This is a genomic window from Belnapia mucosa (assembly GCF_016775475.1).
Classification (GTDB): domain Bacteria; phylum Pseudomonadota; class Alphaproteobacteria; order Acetobacterales; family Acetobacteraceae; genus Belnapia; species Belnapia mucosa.
Genome location: NZ_JAEUXJ010000002.1, coordinates 586,347 through 608,204, shown reverse-complemented (window position 1 = coordinate 608,204; position 21,858 = coordinate 586,347). Strand labels below are relative to the sequence as shown.

Below are 21,858 nucleotides of genomic sequence, written 5' to 3'. Positions count from 1 at the left end.
GGGGCATGAGCCTCGGCCTGTTGCTGGTGCAGGCGCTGAACGGCCTGCAATTCGGCGTGCTGCTCTTCCTGGTCGCGGCGGGGCTCACGCTGGTCTTCGGGGTGATGGATTTCATCAACCTGGCGCATGGCGTGCAGTACATGCTGGGCGCCTATCTCGGCGCGAGCCTCGCCGCCATGACCGGCAGCTTCTGGCTGGCGCTGCTGCTGGCGCTGCCGGCGGCGCTCGCGCTCGGCCTGCTGCTGGAATGGCTGGTCTTCCGCCACCTCTATGACCGCGACCACCTAAGCCAGGTGCTGGCGACCTTCGGGGTGATCCTGTTCCTCAACCAGGCGGTCCGCGCCATCTGGGGCTCGGCGCCGCTGCAGATGCCGGTCCCCGCCCTGCTGGAGGGTGGGATCGCGCTGATGCCAGGGCTGCAATACCCGATCTACCGGCTGGCGATCCTGGCGGCGGGGCTGCTGACGGCGGCGCTGCTCTGGCTGCTGGTGGAGCGGACGCGGGTCGGCGCGCTGGTCCGCGCCGGGGCGAGCAATGCGGCGATGGTGGCGGCGCTCGGCGTCGATATCCGGCGCCTTTTCATGCTGGTCTTCGGCTTCGGGGCGATGCTGGCGGGCTTCGCCGGGGTGATGGCGGCGCCCGTTCTCTCGGTCGATCCGGGGATGGGGGATTCGGTGCTGATCCTCGCCTTCGTCGTCATCGTCATCGGCGGGATCGGCAGCGTGCGCGGCGCCTTCCTGGCAGCCCTTCTGGTCGGGCTGATCGAGACGCTGGGACGGAGCCTGCTGCCGGATCTGCTGCGGCTGGTCATGGCCGCCTCCCCGGCGCGGCAGGCGGGGGCGGCGATCGGCTCCATGCTGGTCTATATCGCCATGGCGCTGATCCTCGCGGTGCGGCCGCGCGGGCTGTTCCCGGTGCGGGGCTGATGCGGGCGGCGCTGCTGGTGCTGGCGGCGCTGGCCGCCGCGCCCTTCCTCGGCTTCGGCGAGGGCTATGTGCTGACCCTGCTGGCCCGTGCGATGATCCTGGCGATGGCGGCGGTCAGCCTCTGGCTGCTGGTCGGCGGGGCTGGGCTGATCAGCCTCGGCCATGCGGCCATGCTCGGCATCGGCGCCTATGCGGTGGTGGTGCTGGACGATGCCCGCATCACCGAGGCCGCGGTGGTGGTGCCCGTGGCGATGATGGCGGCCGGGCTGTTTGCGCTGGCGACCGGGGCGGTCGCGATCCGCACCAGCGGCGTGCACTTCATCATGATCACCTTGGCCTTCGGGCAGATGGCCTTCTTCACCACGGCCTCCCTCGCCGCCTATGGCGGGGATGACGGCTATACCCTCTATGGCCGGACCACGGTGCTGGGGCATCGCTGGCTCGAGGACCGGCTGGTCTTCCATTATCTCTGCCTCGGCCTGCTGGCGCTCTCGCTGCTCGGCGGGCGGGTGCTGCTGGACTCGCGGTTCGGGCGGGTACTGCGGGCGGCGGCGGAGAATCCGGTCCGGGTGCAGGCGGTGGGCTTCTCGCCCTATCCCTACCGGCTGCTGGCCTATGGCATCGCTGGGGCGGTGGCGGGGCTGGCGGGGGTGCTGCTGGCCAATGCGGCGGAATTCGTCGCACCCTCCTATCTCGCCTGGCAGCGGTCGGGCGACCTGCTCTTCATGGTGATCCTGGGTGGGCTCGGCTCCCTACAGGGGGCGGTGCTGGGGGCGCTGGCCTTCGTGCTGCTGGAGGAGTGGCTGGGCCACCTGACCCAGCATTGGCGGCTGATCTTCGGGCCGCTGCTGGTGCTGTCCGTGCTGTTCCTGCGCGGCGGTCTGGTGGGGCTGCTGCGCCGTGGCTGAGTCGATCCTTGAAGTCCAGGGGCTGCGCAAGCGCTTCGGCGCGCTGACGGTGACCGACGATGTCTCCTTCGCCGTGGCGCCGGGCGGCATCCATGCCGTCATCGGCCCGAACGGGGCGGGCAAGACGACGCTGATCCACCAGCTCTCCGGCACGCTGCGGCCGGATGCGGGCAGCATCCGCTTCGCCGGGCAGGAGGTGACGGGGATGGGCCTCGCCCGACGGGCGCGGCTCGGCCTGGCGCGAAGCTTCCAGATCACCTGCGTGCTGCCCGGCTTCTCCGTGCTGGAGAATGCGGCGCTGGCGGTGCAGGCGCGCAGCGGCTCCTCCTTCCGCTTCCTTCGCGCCGCGGCCGATGAGCGGGCACTGAACGAGGAGGCGATGGCGGCGCTCGATGCGGTCGGGCTCGGCGCGCGCGCGGCGGCACTGGCTGGCGCGCTGTCGCATGGGGAGAAGCGGCAGCTGGAGCTCGCCATCGCCCTCGCCATGCAGCCGCGGCTGCTGCTGCTGGACGAGCCGCTGGCCGGCGCCGGGCCGGAGGAGACGGAGCGGCTGATCGGCATTCTGCGCGGGCTGAAGCGGAGCTACACCATCCTGCTGGTGGAGCACGACATGCAGGCGGTCTTCGCCCTGGCCCACCGCATCTCCGTCCTCGTCTACGGGAAGGTCATCGCCACCGATACGCCGGATGCGATCCGCGCCGACCCGGCGGTGCGCGCTGCCTATCTCGGCGAGGACGAGGTGGCATGATGCTGCGGGTCGAGAACCTCGCCGCCGGCTATGGCCAGAGCCAGGTGCTGCAGGACATCTCGCTGGCGATCGGCGCCGGGGAGGTGGTGACCCTGCTCGGCCGCAACGGCATGGGCAAGACGACGACGGTGCGCGCCATCATGGGGCTGCTGCCGGGGCTCGGCGGGCGGGTGCTGGGCGGGCGGATGGAATTCGCCGGCACCGCCCTTGCCGGCCTGCCGCCGCACAGGATCGGGCAGCTCGGCCTCGGCCTGGTGCCGGAGGGGCGGCAGGTCTTCCCGACCCTCTCGGTCGAGGAGAACCTGACCGCGACAGCGGCCAGCCGGCATGGTGCGCCGCGCTGGACGCTGCCGGCCATCTGGCAGCTCTTCCCCCGGCTGGAGGAGCGGCGGCGCAATATGGGCTCTCAGCTTTCGGGCGGGGAGCAGCAGATGCTGGCGATCGGCCGGGCGCTGATGACCAATCCGCGCCTGCTCCTGCTCGATGAGGCGACGGAGGGGCTGGCGCCGCTGATCCGGGCCGAGATCTGGGCCGTGCTGGCGCGACTGAAATCCGAGGGCGAGGCGATCCTCCTCATCGACAAGAACCTGGCCGCGGCGATGCGGCTGGCGGACCGGCATGTGGTGGTCGAAAAAGGCCGCACGGTCTGGTCCGGGACAAGCGCGGAGTTGGCAGCCACACCTGCCCTGCGCGAGACTTACCTGCACCTGTGAATGGGAGGCGAACATGCAGATGCCGCAGATGACGGCCGGGATCACCCCGGCGGGCGAGGGCGAGGGTGGCGTTGCCTGGAACATCCTCGGCCAGACCTACAAGCCGCTGCAATGCTCGGAGGCGTCCTTCGCCTTCCACACCCTCTTCCCCGACGGCACCTTCGTGCCGCCGCATATCCACGCGAAGCAGGATGAGTTCATCTACATCCTCGACGGGAAGTTCGAGCTGATGCTGGCCGGCGAGACGAAACTCGCCGGCACCGGCGACCTGATCCGCATGCCGATGGGCATGCCGCACGGCATCTTCAACAAGTCCGGCCAGCCGGTGCGGGCGCTGTTCTGGGTGGCGCCGGCGCATGGGCTCTATGAGCTCTTCACCCGCATCCACAATGTCGGCGACCCGGCCGAGGTGGTGCGGATCGCCGCCGAATACGACGTCGAATTCCTGCCGCCCCCGGGCTGAGCCGGCTATCGCCCGCCGCGGCCGATCGGCAGCAGCGAGGCGAAGGAGGGGTTATGCGGCATGGTCGCCAGCAGCCCGACGCCGAAGCCGCCGACCAGCACCGCGGCGAGGCTGGCCACCAGCATCAGCCGCCGGCGGCGGGCGTGTTGCCGGGCGGGACGGCGCGGCAGCGCCACGCGCTCGCCCTGCGGTCCCTCGCGCTCCAGCGTGCGGCGGACGGTCTTGATCCAGGCATCCTCGCCAGGCAGGAAGAGGGGCTTCAGCCCGGCGAAGGCGGCCTCGGGCGGGTCATCCTCATGCGCCAGCCGGGCGATGGGCAGGTGGCCGGGGAAGATGGCCGGGAAGCAGGCGCGGTCCAGCCTCTCCTGCACCAGGCGTGGCGCGTCCTCCGGCCCGCCCTGGACGGCGATGCCGTAGCGTGGATGCAGCAGCACCAGCGGCAGCACATGGCCGGACAGGCGGCAATTGCGCAGGGCCAGCCAGCCCCGGGCTTCCGCCGAGGCGGCATCGGGTTCGATGAGGATGGGCTCCGGCACGGTCACTCCCGCTCGGCAGGGGCGACCAGAATAGGCCGCCGTCCACTACCATCCCAGTTAAGAACCGGGGAGGCCGAGCGCCGCTGCACCGCAGCGTCAAACTCCTGCGAGCGGTATTACCGGATATTTCTGGGCCGATGCGCGAAGGCGCCCAGCATGTGGCGGGGCTCCTCTGTCTCCCAGGCGGAGGCGAAGGAGGGAATGCCGGCGGCGATGGCCTCGGTCAGGGGCAGATCCTCCCAGCGGCGGATCAGCGCCTTCTGCAACCGCAGCGCCCGGCAACCGGCGGAACCGAGCATCGCCAGCCATTCGGCCAGCGCCGCATCCAGCCCTGCCTCGGGCGCCACCCGCTCGACCAGGCCCCAGTCCAGCGCCTCGGCGGCGGAGATGGTCTCGCCCAGCAGCAGCAGGCGGCGGGTGCGGCCCCAGCCGATCAGGCCGGGCAGCAGCGCCGCCTCGACCACCGAGGGGATGCCGACCCGGACTTCGGGCATGCCGAAGCGGGCGCCCTCGGCGGCGAGGCGGAGGTCGCAGGCGGCGGCGAGTTCGAGCCCGGCGCCGAGGGTCCAGCCATTCAGCCGGGCGATGACGGGCGCCGGGCAGTCGCGCACCGCGCGGCAGCAGCCATGGACCAGGGTGATGAAGGCCTCGGCGGCGTCCTTGTCGTCGATGGCGGCCATGGTGCCGATATCGGCGCCGCCGATGAAGGCCTTGGGCCCGGCGCCGGTCACGACCACCGCCTGCAGGCTCTCATCCCGCCCGACCCCGTCCATGGCGGCGATGAAGTCCCGCATGAGCCCGGGGTTCAGCGTGTTCAGCTTGGCCTGGTGGTCGATGACGACGCGGGCGATGCGGCCGGTCTCGGGCGCCTCGCTATGGGTGACCTGGATGGTGCCGGGCATCAGCGGGATCCCATGGGGCTGGTGACGGCGAAGCCGGCGGTCTGGGCATAGCCCCGGGCGATGGCGGCGAGGTCTTCCATGGGGATCACATCCTCGATGCGGGTGAAGCCGCGGGGCGCGCGTTCGCAGACCACATCCACCACGCGCTCCGGCCCACCCTTGCGGTTGCTGGCGACAATGGCGGCGGTCTTCGGCAGGCGGTCGGCCTCATAGGCCGCAAGCGCCGCCGGGGCGGGCTGCGAAGCGAGGAGATCGGCGAGGCAGCGGGCATCGAGGATCGCCTGGGAGGCGCCGTTGGAGCCGACCGGATACATCGGATGCGCCGCATCGCCGAGCAGGGTGACGCGCCCCTGCGTCCACCAGGGCAGCGGGTCGCGGTCGCACATCGGGTATTCCAGCCGGGCGGGCGAGGCGCGGATCAGCGCCTCCAGATCCAGGAAGGGCAGCTTCAGTCGGCGGGCGAGCGGGAGGACATCCTTCAGCCTGCCGCGCCGGGACCAGTCCTCGCGCCGCGGCGGCGGGGTCTCCCCGCTGGCGACCCGCGCGTAGATCACCCAATTGGTCAGGCGGTGCCCCGGCGTGCTGCCGGGGCCGATCGGGTAGAAGACCAGCTTCGCCTTCAGGTCGCCCGCGATGAGCATGACATCGCCGGTCTCGAAGGCCGGCCAATCGAGGGCACCGCGCCACATCTGGATGCCCTGCCAGCGGATGCCGCCATCCTGCGGGTGCAGCAGGGCGCGCAGGGCGGAATGGATGCCGTCGGCGCCGATCAGTGCCGTGCCGCGCTGCGGGCCGGAGGTGAATTGCGCGGTGACGCCCTCCGCATCCTGGGTGAAGCCCAGCAGGCGTTCCCCGGTGCGGAGCGCGCCCTGGGGCAGGCGCTCGGCCGCGGCGCGCCAGAGCACGCCATGCAGCCGGCCGCGATGGATGGAGAATTGCGGCATCGGATGCCCGGCATGCAGGCCCCGCGGCTCCGACCACAGGGTCTGGCCGAGATGGTTGAGGTAGCGCAGCTCCCGCGTGCGGATCGCCACCGCATCCAGCGCGGGCAGCAGGCCGAGCGCGGCGAGTTCGGCGATGCCATGCGGCAGGGTATTGATGCCGACGCCGAGCTCGCGGACTTCCTCCGCGGCCTCGAAGACCGTGCAGGGGATGCCGCGCTGGTGGAGCATCAGGGCGAGAGTCAGGCCGCCGACGCCGCCGCCCGCGATCAGGATCATCTCGGCCTACTCCCCTCCCTGCCCCCGGGAGCCTACTCCGCGGCGCGCGGCAGCGTCCATTGCGGGGCGTGGCTGCGCGGGCGGGCCTTGAGCCGAAGCTCGCGCAGATCGGCCTGGTCCCGGGCGGCGTTCCGCAGCAGCGCATCCTTGCCCCAGCGGTATTGCGGCGGGCAGGCGATATCGGCGACGCCATAGGCTGCCGCGGCGCGAAGGGTGAAGCTGGGATCGGTCAGATGCGGCCGGGCCAGCGCCACGAGATCGGCGCGGCCGGCGGCGAGGATGGTGTTCACCTGGTCGGCGGTGGTGATGTTGCCGACGCACATCGTGGCGATGCCGGCCTCCTGGCGGATCATGTCGGACCAGGGGACCTGGAACATGCGACCATAGACCGGGGCGGCATCATGCACCGTCTGCCCCGTGGAGACATCGATCAGGTCGCAGCCGGCCGCGGCGAAGGCGTGGGCGATGGCCAGCGTGTCCTCATCCGAAATGCCGCCATCGGCCCAGTCGGTGGCGCTGATGCGGACCGACATGGGCTTGTCCGCGGGCCAGAGGGCACGCAGCGCCGTGAAAATCTCGAGCGGGTAGCGCAGCCGGTTCTCGATCGGGCCGCCATAGCCGTCGGTGCGGCGGTTGGTCAGCGGGGAGAGGAAGCTCGCCAGCAGATAGCCATGGGCGCAGTGCAGCTCCAGCATATCGAAGCCGCAGCGGAGGCCGCGGGCGGCGGCGGCCAGGAAATCCGCCTTCACCGCATCCATCTCGGCACGGGTCATCTCCCGCGGGGTCTGGTTCTCCGGGCGATAGGGGATGGGGCTGGCGGAGATGACGGGCCAGGCGCCCTCCTCCAGCGGCCGGTCCATGCCTTCCCACATCAGCTTCGTCGCGCCCTTGCGGCCGGCATGGCCGAGCTGGAGGGCGATCTTCGTCGGGCCATGCGCATGAACGAAGGAGACGATGCGGGTCCAGGCGGCTTCCTGCTCGTCATTCCAGAGGCCGGCGCAGCCGGGCGTAATGCGGGCCTCGGCTGAGGGGCAGGTCATCTCGGTGAAGATCAGCCCGGCACCGCCGACGGCCCGCGCGCCGTAATGCATCAAGTGGAAATCGGTCGGGACGCCCTCCTCCGCGCTGTACAGGCACATCGGTGAGACGACGATGCGATTCGCCAGCTCCATGCCGCGCAGGCGCAGCGGCTGGAACATGGGCGGCCGGGCTGGGTCGCCGCCTTCCTCGGCGGCGAAGACGGCCTGGGTTTCGGCCATGAATTCCGGAGCGCGGAGCTGGAGGTTGTCCCAGGTGATGGCCTTGCTGCGGGTCATCAGGCCGAAGGCGAAGCGCGTCGGGTGCATGTCCCAGAAGCGCTTCACATGCTCGAACCAGACCAGGGAGACATCCGCCGCGTGCTGGGTCTTCTCCACATCCTCGCGCCGCCCATGCTCGTAGCGGGCGAGGCTGTCGGCCACGCTGCCGCCCTGGAGGAAGGCGCGATGCAGCGCGATCGCATCCTCCATGGCGAGCTTGGTGCCGGAGCCGATGGAGAAATGCGCGCTGGCCTTGGCATCGCCGATCAGGACCAGGTTGCCGCGCGTCCAGCGGGCGCATTTCAGCGCCGGGAAGCGGCGCCAGGCGGAGCGGTTGGTGATGAGGCGGTGGCCCGCCAGCTCCTCGGCGAAGACGCCTTCCAGGAATCGCGCGCTCTCCGCCTCGTCCATGGCCCCAAGGCCGGCGCGGGCGAAACTCTCGGGATCGGTCTCCAGCACCCAGGTGCTGGCATTCGCCTCATACTGGTAGCAATGGGCGATGAAGATACCTTCCGGCCGTTCCTTGAAGAAGAAGGTGAAGGCATCGAAGGGGCGGGTCGAGCCCATCCAGGCGAAGCGGTTGGGGCGGAGGGTGATCTCCGGCTGGAAGTGATCCGCGAAGCGGGTGCGGATCGGGCTGTTGATACCATCGGCGGCGACGATCAGGTCGGCATCGGGGAAGTCCTCCGGCTGCGCCTCCTGGCCGAAGCGCAACTCGACGCCGAGCTGGCGGGCGCGCTGTTGCAGCAGCAGCAGGAGGGTGCGGCGGGAACAGCCGCAGAAGCCGTTGCCGCCGATCCGGTGCACCGCGCCCTTCGCATGGATTTCGATATCGTCCCAGTACGCGAAGCTCTCGGTGATGGCGCGGTAGCTCGGCGCATCGGCGGCGGCGAAGGCGTCCAGCGTCGCATCGCTGAAGACCACGCCGAAACCGAAGGTATCCTCCGCGCGGTTGCGTTCCACCACGGTGATGCGCGCTTCGGGAAAGTCGCGCCGCATGAGGATGGCGAAATACAGCCCGGCGGGGCCGCCGCCGATGATCGCGATGCGCATGGAGGGAGCCTCCGCTGACCGGGATAGTTTAGGCTTCAACTATTCGCCGGGCAACCGGATTTGGCCGTTGCGGCGCCGCCGGACGATGTTTTAGGCTTCAAGCATCATGGATCAGGGCAGCCCCGCACTGGATGGTCTGCCTGCGCTCGTCACCGGCGGGGGCAGCGGGATCGGGCTGGCCTGCGCGTGGGCGCTGAGCGCCGCCGGCGCCGAGGTCACGGTGCTCGGCCGGCGGGAAGCGCCGCTGCGGGCGGCGGTCGAAGCGGGTGCGGCGGCCGGATACGTCGTCGCCGATGTGGCGGGCGAACTCCCTCCCCTGCCCCGCTGCGCGCTGCTGGTGAATGCGGCCGGCGCGGCGGAGAGCGCACCTTTCCTCAAGACCGATGCCGAACTCTGGGCGCGGATGCTGGCGGTCAACCTCACCGGCGCGGCCGCCGTCATCCGGGCGGTGCTGCCCGCCATGCTGGAAGCGCGGCAGGGACGCATCGTCAACATCGCCTCGACCGCAGCGCTCAAGGGCTATCCCTATGTCGCGGCCTATGCGGCGGCGAAGCATGGGCTGCTCGGCCTGACCCGGGCACTGGCGTTGGAAGTCGCCGGGCGCGGGGTCACGGTGAATTGCGTCTGCCCCGGCTTCACCGAGACGGAGATCGTCGCCGAGAGCATCGCCCGCATCATGGCCAGGACCGGCCGTGGCGAGGCGGAGGCGCGGGCGGAACTCACCCGGCACAACCCGCAGGGCCGCCTGGTCCGGCCGGAGGAAGTCGCGGCCGCGGTGCTCTACCTCTGCGGGCCCGGAGCGGCGGCGGTGAACGGCGTGGCGCTGCCGGTGGCAGGGGGCGAGGCATGATGCCGCTGGATGCCGAGACGGCGCTGGCCGATACGCCGCCCGGCCACAAGGACGAGTTGCGGCTCTGGCTGCGCCTGCTGACCTGCACCAACCTGATCGAGGCGGAGATCAGGCGGCGGCTGCGCGCCGAATTCGACACCACCCTGCCCCGCTTCGACCTGCTGGCGCAGCTGGAACGGCATCCGGCCGGCCTCACCCTCGGCGAGATCTCGCGCCGGATGATGGTCAGCAACGGCAATGTCACCGGCCTCGCCGCCCGGCTTGAGGAAGAGGGGCTGGTGGAGCGGCGCGTCAGCACGACCGACCGCCGGGCGCAGAGCCTGCGGCTGACGCCGCGCGGCCGGCGCGAATTCGCCCGCCAGAGCGCGGCGCATGAGGGCTGGGTGGCTGAGCTGCTGGCCGGCCTCTCGGACAGCGAACGGGAGGCGCTGCACCGGCTGCTCGGCCGCACGAAAGCCAGCGTCAGGGCAGGCTTGCAGGAGGGCGGCACATGATCCCCTTGGCCGAATACCGGGCTGAGCACTTCCGGCTGGCGGTGGAGGGTCCGGTCGCCACCATCACCCTCGACCGGCCGGAGCGGAAGAACCCGCTGACCTTCGAGAGCTATGCCGAGCTCGGCGCGCTGTTCCGCGCCGCGGCGCGGGAGGAGCAGGTGAAGGTCTTCGTCCTCGCCGGGTCGGGCGGCAACTTCTGCTCGGGCGGCGATGTGCATGAGATCATCGGCCCGCTGCTGGAGCGCGACACCAAGGGGCTGATGCAATTCACCGCCATGACCGGGGAGCTGGTGAAGGCGATGCGGGCCTGCCCGCAGCCGATCATCGCCGCGGTGGATGGCGTGGCGGCCGGCGCCGGCGCGATCCTCGCCATGAGCGCCGATCTCCGCCTGGCGACGCCGCGGGCGAAGGTGGCCTTCCTGTTCAACCGCGTCGGCCTCGCCGGCTGCGACATGGGCGCCTGCGCCATCCTGCCGCGGATCATCGGCCAGGGGCGGGCGAGCGAGCTGCTCTATCTCGGCCGCAGCCTGGGCGCCGAGGAAGGCCTCGCCTGGGGCTTCTTCAACGCGCTGCACGCGCCGGAGGCGCTGGCCGACAAGGCCGCGGCGCTGGCGCGGGAGATCGCCGAGGGGCCGAGCTTCGGCCATGCGATGACCAAGCGCATGCTGCAGATGGAATGGGCGATGAGCGTCGAGCAGGCGATCGAGGCGGAAGCCGTCGCCCAGGCGCTCTGCATGACCACAGGGGATTTCCGCCGCGCCTATGAGGCTTTCGCGGCCAAGCAGCGCCCGGTCTTCAAGGGCGATTAGGGACAGAAAACAGCCGGCCGACTGCACTCCGGATGGGAGGTTGCGATGGATGGCATGATGATGGAGACCCCGAGCGCCCATCTCGACGATTTCGCGCGGGATGGACTGCCGCCGCGCGACCAATGGCCGGAATTCCGCTTCACCCTGCCGCAGCTCCATTACCCGGCGCGGCTGAATTGCGCGACCGCGCTGCTGGACCGGAACCTGGCGACGCGCGCTGACCACCCGGCGCTGGTCACGCCGGCCGAGACGCTGACCTATGCGCAGCTTGCCGAGCGGGTGAACCGCATCGCCAATGTGCTGGTGAACCGCACCGGGCTGGTGCCGGGCAACCGGGTGCTGCTGCGCGGCGCCAATACCGCCTGGATGGTCGCCGCCTATTTCGCCGTGCTGAAGGCGGGCGGGATCGTCGTCGCCACCATGCCGCTGCTGCGGGCGAAGGAGCTGGGGCAGATGCTGCGCAAGGCGCGCATCAGCCACGCCCTCTGCGATGCGCGGCTGGCAGATGCGCTGCGCGAGGCGGAGGCGCCCGCGCTGCGGCATGTGCTGCATTGGGGCGATGGCGAACTGGAGGGGCTCTGCGCCGCCGAGAGCCCGGACTTCACCGCCTGCGACACCGCGGCCGAGGATATTGGACTGATCGGCTTCACCTCCGGCACTACCGGGGAGCCGAAGGGCACGCTGCATTTCCACCGCGACATGCTGGCGATCTGCGATGCCTATGCGCGGGAGGTATTGCGGCCGGAGCCCTCCGACATCTTCATCGGCTCGCCGCCGCTTGCCTTCACCTTCGGGCTGGGCGGGCTGGTGCTGTTTCCCTTCCGCGTCGGGGCGACGGCGGTGCTGCTGGAACGCGCCTCGCCGGAGGAGCTGCTGCCGGCCATTGCTCGGCATCGCGCCACTATCTGCTTCACCGCGCCCACCGCCTATCGCGCCATGGCGGCGAAGGCGGCGGACCACGACCTGCGATCCTTACGCAAATGCGTCTCCGCCGGGGAGGCGCTGCCGCGGCCGATCTTCGAGGCCTGGCAGGCATCGACCGGCCTCAAGCTCATGGACGGCATCGGCGCGACGGAGATGCTGCACATCTTCATCTCGGCGCGGGAGGAGCAGATCCGCCCCGGCGCCACCGGCCTGCCGGTGCCGGGCTATGAGGCGAAGGTGGTCGGGCCGGATGGCGCCGAGGTGCCGCGCGGCACGCCCGGGCGGCTGGCGGTGCGCGGCCCGACCGGCTGCCGCTACTTGGATGACCCTCGCCAGGCCCGGTATGTCGAGGATGGCTGGAACATCACCGGCGACACCTACATCCAGGATGAGGATGGGTATTTCTGGTACCAGGCCCGCAGCGACGACATGATCATCTCCGCCGGCTACAACATCGCGGGGCCGGAGGTGGAGGCGGCGCTGCTCAGCCATCCGCTGGTGCGCGAATGCGGCGTGGTCGGCGTGCCGGATGAGGACCGCGGCATGGTGGTGAAGGCCTTCGTCGTGCTGGAGCCGGGGGCCACCGGCGATGCCGCGCTGGTCCGGGCGCTGCAGGAGCATGTGAAGGCCGCGATCGCGCCCTATAAATACCCGCGCCGGATCGATTTCGTGGCGAGCCTGCCGCGGACCGAGACCGGCAAGCTGCAACGCTTCGCCCTGCGCCAGGGAGCCATCGCGTGAGCCTCGAAACCCTTCTGCCGCCGGGCTGGCCGCAACCCAAAGGCTATGCGAATGGCATGGCCGGGCGCGGGCGGACCGTGCTCCTCGGCGGCCAGATCGGCTGGGATGCAGGGGGCCGCATGGCCGAGGGCTTCCTCGGCCAGGTGGAGCAGGCGCTGCGCAACATCCTCGCCGTCCTGGCCGAGGCGGGGGGCGGGCCGGAGCATATCGGGCGGCTGACCTGGTACGTCACCGACATGGCGGAATACCGGGACAGCCTCCGGGCGCTCGGGCCCATCTACCGCGCCGTCATGGGCCGGCATTTCCCGGCCATGACGCTGGTGCAGGTGGTGGCGCTGGTCGAGCCCGAGGCGCGGGTCGAGATCGAGGCAACCGCCCTCGTTCCCGACTAAATGGGATTGGCGCCCGGCATCGCCTCGCCTTCATCCGGCATCGCATCGGTGGCGGATACGCTCGCGCCCGCATCCTCGTCGCGCCAGCTGTTGCGCTGCTTCATCGCCTGGCGGGCGAGGCAGGCCCCGCCGATGGCGGCAGCGCCGACGCCGACGCCGGTCAGGAAGGCAAGGCTCGCGAAGACCATTCCGGCCGTCGTGGCGGTCGCGGCGGCACGCATGAACATGGCTGTCTCCGTCTCAGATTGGGTGTCTGGAAGGTAGGCACCGCAGCCTAGCGCACAAGCCATCCGCCCCCGAAAGCGCCCGCTTCCTTGAACACGCTGCGCATCGGGCCCATGCAAGGGGGCTGGAATGGGAGCGCAGCATGGGCATGAAGGTCGCAGTCGCCGGCGCCACCGGCGCGGTGGGGCGGGAGATCCTGAAGACGCTGGCGGAGCGGGACTTCCCGGTGAGCGAGGTGGTGGCGCTGGCCTCGGCGCGCTCGGTCGGGACCGAGCTTTCCTACGGGGACCGCACCGTCCTCAAGGTGCAGAGCCTGGAGCGCTTCGACTTCAAGGGGACCTCCATCGCCCTGTTCTCGCCCGGTGCGGCGATCTCGGCGGTGCAGGCGCCGCGGGCGGCGGCGGCGGGCTGCCTCGTCATCGACAATACCAGCCAGTTCCGCATGGAGCCCGATGTGCCGCTGGTGGTGCCGGAGGTCAATCCGCAGGCGCTGCGGCGCGGGGCGAAGCGGGGGATCATCGCCAACCCCAATTGCTCGACCATCCAGATGGTGCTGGCGCTGAAGCCGCTGCACGACCTGGCCCGCATCCGCCGCGTGGTGGTGGCGACCTACCAGTCGGTCAGCGGCGCGGGGAAGGAGGGCATGGATGAGCTCTTCAACCAGACCCGCGCCATCTATGTGAACGACGCGACCACGCCCGAGCAGTTCACCAAGCCCATCGCCTTCAACTGCATCCCCCATATCGACCGCTTCATGGATGACGGGGCGACGAAGGAGGAGTGGAAGATGGCGGTCGAGACGCGGAAGATCCTCGACCCCGATATCGCGGTGGTGGCGACCTGCGTCCGGGTGCCCGTCTTCATCGGCCATGCCGAAGCGGTGCATGTGGAATTCGAAGTGCCGATCACGGTCGAGCAGGCCACCGAGGTCCTGCGCGACGCGCCGGGGGTGCAGCTCGTCGACAAGCGCGAGGATGGCGGCTACGTCACGCCGGCCGAGGCAGCGGGCGAGGATGCGGTCTTCGTCAGCCGGCTGCGTGCCGACCCGACCGTGCCGCATGGCCTCGCCTTCTGGTGCGTGGCCGACAATCTCCGCAAGGGCGCGGCGCTGAACGCCGTGCAGATCGCGGAGCTGGCGGTGGCGCAGGGGCTGCTGGAGGGGCGCTAGCCCGCCGGATCGAGGACGACCACCGGGATCTCCCGGTCGGTCTTCTTCGCGTAGTCGGCATAGGGCGGCCAGAAGCCCAGGGCGAGCTTCCAGAGCCGCTCGCGCTCCTCGCCGCTGGTGGTGCGGGCGCGCACCTTGAGCTTCTGCGTGGCGACCTGGATCTCGGCCTCGGGATGGGCGAGGAGGTTGCGATACCAGCCGGGATGCTCCGGCGCCCCGCCCTTCGAGGCGACGATGATGTAGCTGTTGCCGGTCTTCCCGTAGAACAGCGGGAAGATGTAGCGCTCGCCGGACTTGCGGCCGGTGGTCGTCAGCAGCAGGGCGGGAACCACCATCTCGCCATAGCCGGGGGGCGCGATCTTGTAGTCATGCCCCTCGGTGCCGCCGCTGGACAGGTAGCGGTTGGCGTGGTCGAGCATCCATTGCGGCAGGTTGGGGGCGAGCTTGGCGTCGGACATCGTCGGCTCTCCGCTTGCGGAGACCGGAGCCTAGCACCCACCCTGCGGGGTCGGCTAATGCGCGTTGAGTGCCCGGATCAGCGCCGCCTTATCCATGCCGGAACGGCCGGATATGCCCCGCCGCTTCGCCTCGGCATAGAGCTCGGCCTTGCTCTGCCCCGCCATGCTTTCGTTTGCCTTGGTACGGCGGAGATTCCGGCGGTTGCGGGCCGGGCTCTCGTCGCGGGAGGCGCCCGCCTCATGCAACGCGATGGCAACGGCCTGGCGTTGGGAGCGGACGGGCGTGCCGCGGCTGGTCTCCAGCTCCCCTTCCTTGAACTCGCGCATCACCCTCTCGACCGTCTCGCGCTGCGGACGGGACTGCTTGCTGGCCATCTCTCACCTCATCGCTTCGAGCAGGGATTGGCAGGCGGCGGCGCAGGCGTCGCAGGCCTCGGCGCAGACGCGGCAATGGGCATGCATCTCGGCATGCTCGCGGCACTCATCGGCGCAGGCGCCGCAGGCGACGATGCAGGCTTCCAGCGCCGCCTCGGTCAGGGCCCGGTTGGGCTTGGTCAGCCGGCCGATGATCCGGCCGGTCGCGGCGCAGAGATCGGCGCAATCGAGGTCGAGGCGGATGCAGTAGACCAGCTTGGCCGGGTCACGCTCGGACAGGCAGGCATCGGCGCAGCTGGTGCAGATCTGGGCGCAGTCGGTGCAGGCCTCGATGCAGCGCTGGATCGCCTCCATCGCCGAGGGCTGATGGGGCTGGCTGCGAAGCATCTCGGAAAGGTGATCCATCGGGGCGCGCCTTGGCTCGGGTGTGCCTCGGCAACGCGCGAAGGCCGCGCCGGCTCCCGAGTTCCGGCGCGCCCGGCGGGGCGGCTACCGCCCGGTGAAGCTCGGCTTCCGCTTCTCCAGCATGGCGTTCACCGCTTCCTTGTGGTCCTCGGTCGTGTGCGCCAGGGCCTGGAAGGCGGCGGACATTTCCAAGAGTGTCGAGAGGCGGGTGTGCTGGCCCTCGCGCAGCAGCTTCTTGGTCATCCGCACCATCTCGGGCGGGTTGGCGGCGATGCGGGCGGCGAGCGCGCCGGCGGCGGCCATCAGCTCCTTATGGGGGACGACCTTGGAGACGAGGCGGACCTCCTTCGCCTCCTGCGGGCTCAGCAGGTCGCCGGTGAAGCTCATTTCGGCGGCGACGGACATGCCGACGACGCGCGGCAGCAGCCAGGCGCCGCCATCGCCGGGGACGATGCCGACCTTGACGAAGCTTTCGGCGAAGCTCGCCTTGTCGGAGGCGATGCGGATGTCGCACATGCAGGCGACGTCGAGGCCGAGGCCGATGGCCGGGCCGTTCACCGCGGCGATGGTGGGGGCGTCGCAATCGTAGAGGGCGTTGGCCATGGCCTGGACGCCGCGGCGGTAATTCTCGCGGACATCGGCGTGGCTGCCCTCGAGGATGCCACGCCGGTCGCGCATGGCCTTGAGGTCGCCGCCGGCGCAGAAGGCGGTGCCGGCGCCGGTGAGGATAACGGCCCGGACCGAGCGGTCGCGGTTGATGCGGTGGAGGGCGGCGACGACGTCGTCGCAATCGGCGAAGGTGGAGATGGCGTTGCGCTTCTCCGGCGCGTTGAGGGTCAGGGTGACGATCGGGCCATCCTGTTCGTACTTGACGTAGTCGGTCATGCGGCGGGTTCCTCGTCGCGGCTGGTGAGGTCGGCCCAGAGATGCGCGCCGCCGCGAGCGAGCGCGGCATCGCCGATGCGGCGGGCCCAGAGCCGCTCCGGCCCGGCGCCGTCGCGCCAGGCCCAGATGCGGCGGGTGAAGAGGTGAAGCGGGTGCTCGTCGGTGAAGCCGATGGCGGCGTGGACCTGGTGCACGATCTCGGCGCCGGTGCCGCCGGCCTCGCCGGCGACGACCTTGGCGGCGGCGATCTCGAATTCGGCGCCGGCGAGGCCGCGGCGATCGGCGGCGCGGCCGGCATTGGCGACGGCGACGCCGGCCGCCGCCACCTCCCCGGCGCAGCGGGCGAGGAGCTGCTGCACCGCCTGGAAGCCGCCGATGGCACGGCCGAATTGCTTGCGGGTATTCGCATACTCGACCGTCATGTCGAGCACCGCCTCCAGCGCGCCGGCGATGCGGGCGGCGTTCAGCAAGGCGCCGGCGAGCAGCGCGGCGTCCGGGCCATAGGCGGCGGGGAGCCTGCCCTCGGCCAGCGGCGCGGCCAGGACCGGCCGGTCGGCCGGCTCGCGGGCGATCGGCCCCCTGCCCTCCTGCCAGCCGGATGGCGCGTGCAGCGCCACCTCCCCGCCCGGGGCGAGGGCCAGATGGGCGGCACGGCGGCCCCAGGCGACGGGCTCGCCGGGCAGGCCGAGGCCGATGAAGCCGGCGGGCGGAGTTATGCCCGCGCCGGCCAGCAGACCGGCAGCGGCCATGCTCTCGCCGAGCGGCAGCGGCGCCGCATGGCGGCCGAGCACCTGCCAGAGCGCCGCGGCATCACCCCAGCCGAGGCCGACGCCGCCCTGCTCCTCCGGGACGAGAGCCAGCGGCAGTCCCAGCGCCTCCGCCTCGTCCCAAAGGGCTTGCGGCCAGGTCCCGGCCTCGGCAGCACGGAGGGTGGCGGGCTCGGAGCGGTCGGCGAGCAGGCGGTCCACCTGCTCCACCAGCATCTCGCGGATATCGCTCATCTCAGCGGAGCCCCAGCTGGCGGGCGATGATGCCACGCAGGATCTCACGGGTGCCGCCGCGCAAGGAGTAGCTGCGGGCGACCATGGTCATCAGGCCGAGCATCTCCAGCACCTGCGGCGGCGTGCGGGTGGGGTCGATCAGGCGCCGGATGGTCTCCGGCAGGGCCTGCTCGAAGTCATTGCCGGCATCCTTCACCAGCGCGGCCTCGCGGGCGGGGGTATGCCCGTCCTGCAGCATGCCGGCGACCGAGAGGGACATCTGCCGCAAGGTGCTGGCGCGGGCGAGCAGCCGGCCGGCCGCCTCGGGCGCCGCCGGCTCGGCGCGGAGGTCGTCGAGCGCCTCGGTCAGCAGGGGAAGCGAGGAGAGGTAGCGTTCCGGCCCGGCCCGCTCGAAGGCCAGCTCGGCGGTGGCCTGTTCCCAGCCATTGCCCTCCTGCCCGACCAGCAGGCTGTCGGGGACGAAGACATCGTCGAAGGTGATTTCGTTGAACCCGTCCTGCCCGACGAGGTCGAGGATCGGCCGGATCGAGAGGCCGGAGCTGCGCAGATCGACCAGGAACTGGCTGAGGCCCTGGTGCTTCGCCTTCGGGTCGGGCGCCGGGGCGGTGCGGAGCAGGGCGATCATGAAGTCGCAGCAATGGGCGCTGCTGGTCCAGACCTTGCGGCCATTCACCTTCCAGCCGCCCGGCACCTTCTCCGCCCGGGTGCGGAGGCTGGCGAGGTCGGAGCCGCTGTCGGGCTCGGAGAGGCCGATGGCAAAGGCCAGCTCGCCGGAGACGATACGGGGGAGGAATTCGCGCCGCTGCTCCTCCGTCCCGAGGCGGAGGATGAGGGGGCCGGATTGCCGGTCGCCGATCCAGTGGGCGCCGACCGGGGCGCCGACGGCGAGCATCTCCTCCAGCACGACATAGCGCTCGAGGGCGGTGCGCTCACCTCCGCCATAGGCCTTCGGCCAGGTCATGCCGATCCAGCCGCGCTTGCCGACCTCGCGGGAGAATTCGCGGTCGAACCCCATCCAGGAATAGGCGGGGACGATGGGCGGCCAGTCGCGCCCTATCTCGGCGAGGAAGGCGCGGAGCTCGGCGCGGAGGGCCGGGGCAGTGGGCGGGGTGTCCCGCAGCGGGAATTGCAGTCCGGCCATGCGTCCGTTTCCTCCTTGGAGTCCTTGGTGGCCCAGAATGCCAGGCGGCGCCACCCCCCTCGACAGCGGGAGATGGCCCGGCTTTGCTCGCCGGGAAGCGGAGGGGGCAGCACCATGGACAAATTCGGGATCGGCCAGCCGGTGCGGCGCAAGGAGGATGTTCGGCTGCTGACCGGGCGCGGCACCTATACCGACGACATCAACCGCCCCGGTCAGGCCCATGCCTATGTCCTGCGCTCCCCCCATGCCCATGCCCGCATCCTTTCGATCGATACGGTGGAGGCGCTGTCGGCGGCGGGCGTGCTGGCGGTGCTGACCGGGCTGGACGCGGCCAAGGACGGGATCGGGCATTTCCCGGTGATGGTGGAGGTGCCGGGCAAGGGCGGCACCAAGCTCTTCTCGACCCCGCGCGAGATCCTCCAGACCGAGAAGGTGCGCTTCGTCGGCGATCCGGTGGCGCTGGTGGTGGCGGAGACGCGGGCCCTGGCGCAGGACGCCGCCGAGCTGATCGAGGTGGACTACGACATCCTCCCCAGCGTGACCGAGACCGCCGGCGCGCTCGATCCCGCCGCGCCGCTGCTCTGGGAGGAGAATGGCAGCAATCTCTGCGTGCTCTGGGATAGCGGGCGGGAGGCGGAGGCCGAGGCCGGCCTCGCCGCCGCGGCCAGGACCGTCGAGCTGGAGCTGGTCAACAACCGCCTGGTCGGCAACCCGATGGAGCCGCGCGTCGCAATCGGCGAATACGACCGGGCGGGCGGGCAATACACGCTGCATTCGCCGACCCAGGGCGTGATGCGGGTGCAGGACGGGCTGGCGCGGCTGATCCTCAAGGTGCCGAAGGAGAAGGTGCGGGTCGTCTCGCCCGATGTCGGCGGCGGCTTCGGGCTGCGCGGCAAGATCCACCCCGAAAGCGGCATGGTGCTCTGGGCGGCGCGGAAGGTCGGGCGGCCGGTCAAATGGACCAGCGACCGCAGCGAGACGTTTGTGTGTGACCCGCATGGGCGGGACCATGTGACGCGGGCGCGGATGGGCTTCGACGAGACCGGCCGCATCACCGGCGCCACCATCCGCACCTTCGCCGCCATGGGCGCCTATCTGCAGGATTTCGGGCCGCGGGTGCCGACCGTCGCCGGGGGGCGCATCATGGGCACGGTCTATGACATCCAGGCGCTGAATGCGCAGGTGAGCTGCGTCTTCACCAATACCTCGCCGACCGATGCCTATCGCGGCGCCGGGCGGCCGGAACAGGCCTATGTGCTGGAACGGCTGCTCGACCTGGGCGCGGCGGAGCTGGGCCTGGGGCGGGAGGAGATCCGGCGGCGCAATTACATTCGGCCGGAGCAGATTCCTTACGTGAACGTGGTCGGCAACGCCATCGACAGCGGCCTCTTCGCCGAGACCCAGGCGCGGGCCCTGCAACTGGCTGATTGGGACGGCTTCCCGGCGCGGCGGGCGGAGGCGGCGGCGCGCGGCAAGCGGCGCGGGATCGGCCTCGGCTATTTCATCGAGGCCTCGGGCGGGCAGCCGAGCGAATGGGCGCGGGTGCGGTTCGAGCGGGACGGCACCGTCTCGGTCACCGTCGGCACCTTCAACCATGGCCAGGGGCATGAGACGGCCTATGCCCAGGTGCTGCATGACCGGCTCGGGGTCGAGTTCGAGAAGGTGCGGCTAGTCCAGGGCGACACGGATGTGGTCGAGAAGGGCAACGGCACCGGTGGCTCGCGCAGCTCGCAGATGGGCGGCGTCGCCATCGCCCGCGCGGCGGAGCTGGTGGTCGCCAAGGGACGCCGGCTGGCGGCGCATCTGCTGGAAGCGGCGGTGGAGGATGTGGAATTCGACCGCGGCGTCTTCCGCGTGGCGGGGACCGACCTCCAGGCCGGCTGGGAGCGGGTCTACCAGCTCGCCCAGACCCCGCCGGAGGGGGAGACGCCCGGGCTCGACGAGCAGCTTCTCTATACCCGCAACACGGAATGCAATTTCCCCAATGGCTGCCATGTCGCCGAGGTCGAGATCGATCCGGAGACCGGGCAGGTGGCGCTGGTGCGCTATGCGGCCGTGGACGACGTAGGGAACGTCATCAACCCGATGCTGGTGCATGGCCAGTCGCATGGCGGGATCATGAGCGGGATCGGCCAGGCGCTGCTGGAACATGCGCTCTATGACCGGGAGAGCGGCCAGTTCCTGACCGCGACCTTCCAGGACTACTGCATGCCCCGCGCCTCCGATGCGCCGGATTTCGAGCTGGGCTTCCATGTGGTGCCCTGCCCGAACAACGATCTCGGCGTGAAGGGAGCGGGCGAAGGCGGGTCCTGCGGCGCGCCGCCGGCCATCGTCTCGGCGGTCTGCGATGCGCTCGGGGTCGGGCACATCGACATGCCGGTGACGCCGGAGAAGGTCTGGCGGGTGTTGGAGGGGCAGATGGCGGCCTGAGGCGTCAGAGCAACAGCTTCGGCAGGCTCCCGGCCAGCAGCGCCACCCCCGAGGCCGCCAGCAGCGCCAGCACCACGCGCTGGAAGCCGACATCGCCGAGCCGACGATAGGCCGCGGCGCCGAGCAGCGCCGTGGCGATGACGATCGGCAGCATCACCGGAAACAGCCAGGCGGCGCGGGCCGAGACGGTGCCGGTCAGCAGGTAGCCGGCCATGGTCATCACATGCATGCTGAGGAAGACGAGCTGGAAGACGCCTCGCTGCGTCGCCCGGTCCCAGCCGCGCAGCACGCACCAGAGGGTCGGGATCGGCCCAGGCAGCCCGCCGAGGCCGCCCATCACGCCGCCCAGGAAGCCTGCCACCCCATCCGCCACCGGCCCGCCGATCGTGATGCGCGGCAGCCGCGCCGCCAGCAGCATCGCCGGGCACCAGAGGATCAGCAGCGCCCCGAGCCCCGCCTGGAACAGCCGCGGATCCACCATCGGCAGCAGCAGGACCCCGACCGGCACGCCGGGAATCCCGCCCAGGATGAAGGGGATGGCCCGCGGCACCGCCGAGAGCTTCAGCAGCCGCATCCCCATCGCCTGCCCGATGAGGGAGCAGAAGACCACCAGCGGCCCGGCGATGGCCGGTTCCAGCGCCCAGGACCAGAAGGCCATCGCCACCAGGCCGAAGGCGAAGCCGGAGACGCCCTGGATGAAGCCCGCCAGCGCCCCGCCGAAGATCACGATGGCCAACCCGAATGTCACCCGGCACATCCCTGACCTGTCAGCGCCTGGGTTTTCGCCCGGGGT

At 70.9% G+C, this 21,858-nt stretch carries 24 protein-coding genes; 12 read left to right on the top strand and 12 right to left on the bottom strand.

Features of this window, described 5'->3' with window-relative positions; genetic code table 11:
• The first annotated feature begins 5 nt into the window (after window positions 1–5).
• The 5 genes from JMJ55_RS07495 to JMJ55_RS07475 are packed head-to-tail and all read left to right on the top strand — an operon-like array spanning window position 6 to window position 3,758.
• A complete protein-coding gene (locus JMJ55_RS07495) occupies window positions 6–926 on the top strand; it encodes a branched-chain amino acid ABC transporter permease (RefSeq protein ID WP_202824881.1) in 921 nt (306 codons plus the stop codon).
• Window positions 926–1,834: a branched-chain amino acid ABC transporter permease gene (locus tag JMJ55_RS07490; protein ID WP_202824880.1), complete on the top strand. Its 909-nt coding sequence runs from the start codon at window positions 926–928 to the stop codon at window positions 1,832–1,834. The genes JMJ55_RS07495 and JMJ55_RS07490 overlap by 1 nt, the downstream gene beginning before the upstream one ends.
• Window positions 1,827–2,582, top strand: a complete 756-nt coding sequence (locus tag JMJ55_RS07485) for an ABC transporter ATP-binding protein (protein ID WP_202824879.1) — start codon at window positions 1,827–1,829, stop codon at window positions 2,580–2,582. Before JMJ55_RS07490 ends, JMJ55_RS07485 begins: the two co-directional genes overlap by 8 nt.
• On the top strand, window positions 2,579–3,295 hold the full coding sequence (locus tag JMJ55_RS07480) for an ABC transporter ATP-binding protein (RefSeq protein ID WP_456237068.1): 717 nt from the start codon (window positions 2,579–2,581) through the stop codon (window positions 3,293–3,295). Before JMJ55_RS07485 ends, JMJ55_RS07480 begins: the two co-directional genes overlap by 4 nt.
• Before the next feature lie 13 nt (window positions 3,296–3,308).
• Complete coding sequence (locus JMJ55_RS07475) at window positions 3,309–3,758, top strand: cupin domain-containing protein (RefSeq protein ID WP_236033464.1); 450 nt, start codon at window positions 3,309–3,311, stop codon at window positions 3,756–3,758.
• 5 nt (window positions 3,759–3,763) lie between these two features.
• Here the strand turns inward: JMJ55_RS07475 and JMJ55_RS07470 are convergent, their stop codons facing one another.
• The 4 genes from JMJ55_RS07470 to JMJ55_RS07455 all read right to left on the bottom strand — a co-directional run bounded on the left by JMJ55_RS07470 (window position 3,764) and on the right by JMJ55_RS07455 (window position 8,767).
• Window positions 3,764–4,294 carry a hypothetical protein gene (locus JMJ55_RS07470; protein WP_202824878.1) on the bottom strand — a complete coding sequence of 177 codons (531 nt, stop codon included), beginning with the start codon at window positions 4,292–4,294 and terminating at the stop codon, window positions 3,764–3,766.
• 116 nt (window positions 4,295–4,410) lie between these two features.
• Complete coding sequence (locus JMJ55_RS07465; RefSeq protein WP_202824877.1) at window positions 4,411–5,196, bottom strand: enoyl-CoA hydratase; 786 nt, start codon at window positions 5,194–5,196, stop codon at window positions 4,411–4,413.
• Window positions 5,196–6,416 (bottom strand): flavin-dependent oxidoreductase, encoded by a 1,221-nt coding sequence (locus JMJ55_RS07460; RefSeq protein WP_202824876.1) that lies wholly within the window; start codon window positions 6,414–6,416, stop codon window positions 5,196–5,198. The genes JMJ55_RS07465 and JMJ55_RS07460 overlap by 1 nt, the downstream gene beginning before the upstream one ends.
• Before the next feature lie 32 nt (window positions 6,417–6,448).
• A complete protein-coding gene (locus JMJ55_RS07455) occupies window positions 6,449–8,767 on the bottom strand; it encodes a bifunctional salicylyl-CoA 5-hydroxylase/oxidoreductase (protein ID WP_202824875.1) in 2,319 nt (772 codons plus the stop codon).
• Between the two features lie 106 nt (window positions 8,768–8,873).
• Here JMJ55_RS07455 and JMJ55_RS07450 point away from each other — a divergent pair, with 106 nt between their 5' ends.
• From JMJ55_RS07450 to JMJ55_RS07430, 5 genes are read left to right on the top strand one after another with little or no spacing between them, the layout of a single operon-like run.
• Window positions 8,874–9,617 (top strand): SDR family NAD(P)-dependent oxidoreductase, encoded by a 744-nt coding sequence (locus JMJ55_RS07450; RefSeq protein WP_202824874.1) that lies wholly within the window; start codon window positions 8,874–8,876, stop codon window positions 9,615–9,617.
• Window positions 9,614–10,111 carry a MarR family winged helix-turn-helix transcriptional regulator gene (locus tag JMJ55_RS07445; RefSeq protein WP_202824873.1) on the top strand — a complete coding sequence of 166 codons (498 nt, stop codon included), beginning with the start codon at window positions 9,614–9,616 and terminating at the stop codon, window positions 10,109–10,111. Before JMJ55_RS07450 ends, JMJ55_RS07445 begins: the two co-directional genes overlap by 4 nt.
• Window positions 10,108–10,920 (top strand): enoyl-CoA hydratase family protein, encoded by an 813-nt coding sequence (locus JMJ55_RS07440; protein WP_202824872.1) that lies wholly within the window; start codon window positions 10,108–10,110, stop codon window positions 10,918–10,920. The genes JMJ55_RS07445 and JMJ55_RS07440 overlap by 4 nt, the downstream gene beginning before the upstream one ends.
• 45 nt (window positions 10,921–10,965) lie before the next feature.
• Window positions 10,966–12,585, top strand: coding sequence for a benzoate-CoA ligase family protein (locus tag JMJ55_RS07435; protein WP_236033463.1), 1,620 nt, complete (start codon window positions 10,966–10,968; stop codon window positions 12,583–12,585).
• Window positions 12,582–12,977 (top strand): RidA family protein, encoded by a 396-nt coding sequence (locus tag JMJ55_RS07430; RefSeq protein WP_328702579.1) that lies wholly within the window; start codon window positions 12,582–12,584, stop codon window positions 12,975–12,977. Before JMJ55_RS07435 ends, JMJ55_RS07430 begins: the two co-directional genes overlap by 4 nt.
• Here JMJ55_RS07430 and JMJ55_RS07425 read toward each other — a convergent pair.
• Window positions 12,974–13,204: a hypothetical protein gene (locus tag JMJ55_RS07425; RefSeq protein WP_202824871.1), complete on the bottom strand. Its 231-nt coding sequence runs from the start codon at window positions 13,202–13,204 to the stop codon at window positions 12,974–12,976. The genes JMJ55_RS07430 and JMJ55_RS07425 overlap by 4 nt on opposite strands.
• Before the next feature lie 140 nt (window positions 13,205–13,344).
• Here JMJ55_RS07425 and JMJ55_RS07420 point away from each other — a divergent pair, with 140 nt between their 5' ends.
• Entirely contained in the window at window positions 13,345–14,370 is a 1,026-nt protein-coding gene (locus tag JMJ55_RS07420) for an aspartate-semialdehyde dehydrogenase (protein WP_202824870.1), read from the top strand.
• Here the strand turns inward: JMJ55_RS07420 and JMJ55_RS07415 are convergent.
• From JMJ55_RS07415 to JMJ55_RS07390, 6 genes are all read right to left on the bottom strand, one after another.
• The gene (locus JMJ55_RS07415) at window positions 14,367–14,828 is read right to left on the bottom strand and encodes a nitroreductase family deazaflavin-dependent oxidoreductase (protein WP_202824869.1); all 462 of its coding nucleotides are present in this window, start codon (window positions 14,826–14,828) and stop codon (window positions 14,367–14,369) included. The genes JMJ55_RS07420 and JMJ55_RS07415 overlap by 4 nt on opposite strands.
• A gap of 54 nt (window positions 14,829–14,882) precedes the next feature.
• Window positions 14,883–15,203: a DUF6496 domain-containing protein gene (locus JMJ55_RS07410; RefSeq protein WP_202824868.1), complete on the bottom strand. Its 321-nt coding sequence runs from the start codon at window positions 15,201–15,203 to the stop codon at window positions 14,883–14,885.
• A gap of 3 nt (window positions 15,204–15,206) precedes the next feature.
• Window positions 15,207–15,608, bottom strand: a complete 402-nt coding sequence (locus JMJ55_RS07405) for a four-helix bundle copper-binding protein (protein ID WP_202824867.1) — start codon at window positions 15,606–15,608, stop codon at window positions 15,207–15,209.
• Window positions 15,609–15,692: 84 nt separating this feature from the next.
• The gene (locus JMJ55_RS07400; RefSeq protein WP_202824866.1) at window positions 15,693–16,493 is read right to left on the bottom strand and encodes a crotonase/enoyl-CoA hydratase family protein; all 801 of its coding nucleotides are present in this window, start codon (window positions 16,491–16,493) and stop codon (window positions 15,693–15,695) included.
• On the bottom strand, window positions 16,490–17,494 hold the full coding sequence (locus JMJ55_RS07395) for an acyl-CoA dehydrogenase family protein (RefSeq protein ID WP_202824865.1): 1,005 nt from the start codon (window positions 17,492–17,494) through the stop codon (window positions 16,490–16,492). The genes JMJ55_RS07400 and JMJ55_RS07395 overlap by 4 nt, the downstream gene beginning before the upstream one ends.
• A gap of 1 nt (window position 17,495) precedes the next feature.
• Window positions 17,496–18,635 carry an acyl-CoA dehydrogenase family protein gene (locus JMJ55_RS07390; protein ID WP_202824864.1) on the bottom strand — a complete coding sequence of 380 codons (1,140 nt, stop codon included), beginning with the start codon at window positions 18,633–18,635 and terminating at the stop codon, window positions 17,496–17,498.
• Window positions 18,636–18,749: 114 nt separating this feature from the next.
• On the opposite strand from JMJ55_RS07390, the gene JMJ55_RS07385 reads away from it, so the two are divergent.
• Window positions 18,750–21,065: a xanthine dehydrogenase family protein molybdopterin-binding subunit gene (locus JMJ55_RS07385; protein ID WP_202824863.1), complete on the top strand. Its 2,316-nt coding sequence runs from the start codon at window positions 18,750–18,752 to the stop codon at window positions 21,063–21,065.
• A 4-nt stretch (window positions 21,066–21,069) separates the two neighbouring features.
• On the opposite strand, the gene JMJ55_RS07380 is transcribed toward JMJ55_RS07385, so the two are convergent.
• Window positions 21,070–21,813: a sulfite exporter TauE/SafE family protein gene (locus tag JMJ55_RS07380; RefSeq protein WP_202824862.1), complete on the bottom strand. Its 744-nt coding sequence runs from the start codon at window positions 21,811–21,813 to the stop codon at window positions 21,070–21,072.
• Window positions 21,814–21,858: the final 45 nt, after the last annotated feature.

Excerpts from the sequence above, each read along its gene's own strand:
- JMJ55_RS07475 (WP_236033464.1), top strand. The coding sequence starts at position 3,309 with ATGCAGATGCCGCAGATGACGGCCGGGATCACCCCGGCGGGCGAGGGC.
- JMJ55_RS07420 (WP_202824870.1), top strand. The coding sequence starts at position 13,345 with ATGGGCATGAAGGTCGCAGTCGCCGGCGCCACCGGCGCGGTGGGGCGG.
- JMJ55_RS07435 (WP_236033463.1), top strand. The coding sequence starts at position 10,966 with ATGGATGGCATGATGATGGAGACCCCGAGCGCCCATCTCGACGATTTC.
- JMJ55_RS07450 (WP_202824874.1), top strand. The coding sequence starts at position 8,874 with ATGGATCAGGGCAGCCCCGCACTGGATGGTCTGCCTGCGCTCGTCACC.
- JMJ55_RS07390 (WP_202824864.1), bottom strand. The coding sequence starts at position 18,635 with ATGGCCGGACTGCAATTCCCGCTGCGGGACACCCCGCCCACTGCCCCG.
- JMJ55_RS07440 (WP_202824872.1), top strand. The coding sequence starts at position 10,108 with ATGATCCCCTTGGCCGAATACCGGGCTGAGCACTTCCGGCTGGCGGTG.
- JMJ55_RS07400 (WP_202824866.1), bottom strand. The coding sequence starts at position 16,493 with ATGACCGACTACGTCAAGTACGAACAGGATGGCCCGATCGTCACCCTG.
- JMJ55_RS07410 (WP_202824868.1), bottom strand. The coding sequence starts at position 15,203 with ATGGCCAGCAAGCAGTCCCGTCCGCAGCGCGAGACGGTCGAGAGGGTG.
- JMJ55_RS07490 (WP_202824880.1), top strand. The coding sequence starts at position 926 with ATGCGGGCGGCGCTGCTGGTGCTGGCGGCGCTGGCCGCCGCGCCCTTC.
- JMJ55_RS07395 (WP_202824865.1), bottom strand. The coding sequence starts at position 17,494 with ATGAGCGATATCCGCGAGATGCTGGTGGAGCAGGTGGACCGCCTGCTC.
- JMJ55_RS07385 (WP_202824863.1), top strand. The coding sequence starts at position 18,750 with ATGGACAAATTCGGGATCGGCCAGCCGGTGCGGCGCAAGGAGGATGTT.
- JMJ55_RS07425 (WP_202824871.1), bottom strand. The coding sequence starts at position 13,204 with ATGTTCATGCGTGCCGCCGCGACCGCCACGACGGCCGGAATGGTCTTC.
- JMJ55_RS07405 (WP_202824867.1), bottom strand. The coding sequence starts at position 15,608 with ATGGATCACCTTTCCGAGATGCTTCGCAGCCAGCCCCATCAGCCCTCG.
- JMJ55_RS07495 (WP_202824881.1), top strand. The coding sequence starts at position 6 with ATGAGCCTCGGCCTGTTGCTGGTGCAGGCGCTGAACGGCCTGCAATTC.
- JMJ55_RS07465 (WP_202824877.1), bottom strand. The coding sequence starts at position 5,196 with ATGCCCGGCACCATCCAGGTCACCCATAGCGAGGCGCCCGAGACCGGC.
- JMJ55_RS07445 (WP_202824873.1), top strand. The coding sequence starts at position 9,614 with ATGATGCCGCTGGATGCCGAGACGGCGCTGGCCGATACGCCGCCCGGC.
- JMJ55_RS07455 (WP_202824875.1), bottom strand. The coding sequence starts at position 8,767 with ATGCGCATCGCGATCATCGGCGGCGGCCCCGCCGGGCTGTATTTCGCC.
- JMJ55_RS07480 (WP_456237068.1), top strand. The coding sequence starts at position 2,579 with ATGATGCTGCGGGTCGAGAACCTCGCCGCCGGCTATGGCCAGAGCCAG.
- JMJ55_RS07415 (WP_202824869.1), bottom strand. The coding sequence starts at position 14,828 with ATGTCCGACGCCAAGCTCGCCCCCAACCTGCCGCAATGGATGCTCGAC.
- JMJ55_RS07460 (WP_202824876.1), bottom strand. The coding sequence starts at position 6,416 with ATGATCCTGATCGCGGGCGGCGGCGTCGGCGGCCTGACTCTCGCCCTG.